2 protein-coding genes are annotated in these 1,779 nt (G+C 42.4%); both read left to right on the forward strand.

The genetic code is table 11. The features are described 5' to 3' along the window. Positions 1-935: SDR family NAD(P)-dependent oxidoreductase (locus A3735_RS01275; protein WP_156499304.1), on the forward strand; the 935-nt coding region annotated here is incomplete at its 5' end. A gap of 216 nt (positions 936-1,151) precedes the next feature. Then, positions 1,152-1,754, forward strand: coding sequence for a peroxiredoxin (locus tag A3735_RS01280; RefSeq protein ID WP_068515509.1), 603 nt, complete (start codon positions 1,152-1,154; stop codon positions 1,752-1,754). Positions 1,755-1,779: the final 25 nt, after the last annotated feature.

Below are 1,779 nucleotides of genomic sequence, written 5' to 3' on the forward strand. Positions count from 1 at the left end.
TTTGGGATTTTTGGGAGCGTAACCTAGACCCAGATTTACATAAAGATCGTTCCTTAAAAGGTACTGTTGGTGGAAAAGTTTGTGTTGTCACGGGTGCAACATCGGGTATCGGATTGGCGACTGCGCATAAATTGGTAGATGCTGAGGCAATCGTATGTATCGCTGCTAGAACGCAAGAGACTCTGGACGAAGTTAAGGCTGAGCTACAAGCAAAAGGTAAGGGTGAAGTGCATGCTTATCGTTGCGACTTCGCGGACATGAATAACTGTGATGAGTTCGTTGAAGCCGTGCTAAAAGATCATGGTCATGTTGATTATTTGATTAATAACGCAGGCCGCTCGATCAGACGTGCGATTAACCATGCATTTGACCGTTTCCATGATTATGAACGAACTATGCAGCTAAACTACTTTGGTTCTTTGCGTTTGATTATGGGGTTCGCGCCATCAATGCTAGAACGTAAGTGCGGCCATATCGTTAATATTTCCTCTATTGGGGTACTAACTAATGCTCCACGCTTTTCTGCATACGTTGCATCAAAAGCTGCTTTGGATGCATTCTCACGTTGTGCTGCGTCAGAATTTTCCGATAGTAATGTGACTTTCACAACGATTAATATGCCGCTTGTGCGTACGCCGATGATTGGCCCAACTAAGATCTACGACTCTGTTCCGACATTGTCGCCAGATGATGCGGCAGATTTGATTGCTGAAGCGATTGTGCATCGACCAAAGCGTATCGCTACACGCTTGGGGACTTTTGCTGCAGTACTTCACTGCTTAGCTCCTAAGGTTGGTGAGATTGTAATGAATACTGGCTATAAGATGTTCCCTGATTCAGCTGCGGCTCAAGGTAAGGGGCAAGCTAATGAAAAGCCAAAAGTTTCAACAGAGCAGGTTGCATTCGCTGCGATCATGCGTGGTATTCACTGGTAAGGCGTTTTGTCTAGCTAGTATTTGATGCTATGTAGTAATAGAAAAGGGGCTTCGGCCTCTTTTTCTTTTTTAGAAGCTTACTTTTTCAGAAAAAGTAACTAAGAAATGGTGTAATTATTTTTACTGGCTGTGTAATATAGCCACGTTGTTTTAACCACACTAAGAGATACGTTCTGTATCTCTATCGAATAAAACTTTTAAGGAAGGTAATAACTAATGAGTGTTTTAGTTGGTAAGCAAGCTCCTGATTTTACAGTATCTGCAGTACTAGGTGACGGTTCTATCGTTGATGAATTTACGTTTTCTGAAGCGACAAAAGGCAAGTATGCCTTGGTGTTCTTTTATCCATTAGATTTTACTTTTGTTTGTCCATCTGAGTTGATTGCTCTGGATCACAGAATGGATGACTTCAAAGCTCGTGGCGTTGAAGTTATTGGTGTTTCTATCGATTCTCACTTCACTCACAACGCTTGGAGAAACACTCCAATCAATGATGGTGGTATTGGTCAGGTAGGTTATACGCTAGCAGCAGACATGAACCACGATATTTGTAAGGCTTATGATGTTGAGTCAGAAGGTGGTGTTGCATTCCGTGGTGCATTTTTGATTGATACTAACGGTACTGTTCGTTCGCAAATCGTTAACGATTTACCGCTTGGTCGTAATATGGACGAATTGATTCGTCTAGTTGACGCGCTTCAATTCCATGAAGAGCATGGCGAGGTTTGTCCTGCAGGTTGGAATAAAGGTGACAAAGGTATGAACGCTTCTCCTGATGGCGTTGCTGCATACTTATCAGAGAATGCCGACAATCTTTAATGGTCGATAAGTCTTTGTAATATGA

The organism is Oleiphilus sp. HI0061, from assembly GCF_001635675.1.

Excerpts from the sequence above, each read along its gene's own strand:
- A3735_RS01280 (WP_068515509.1), top strand. The coding sequence starts at position 1,152 with ATGAGTGTTTTAGTTGGTAAGCAAGCTCCTGATTTTACAGTATCTGCA.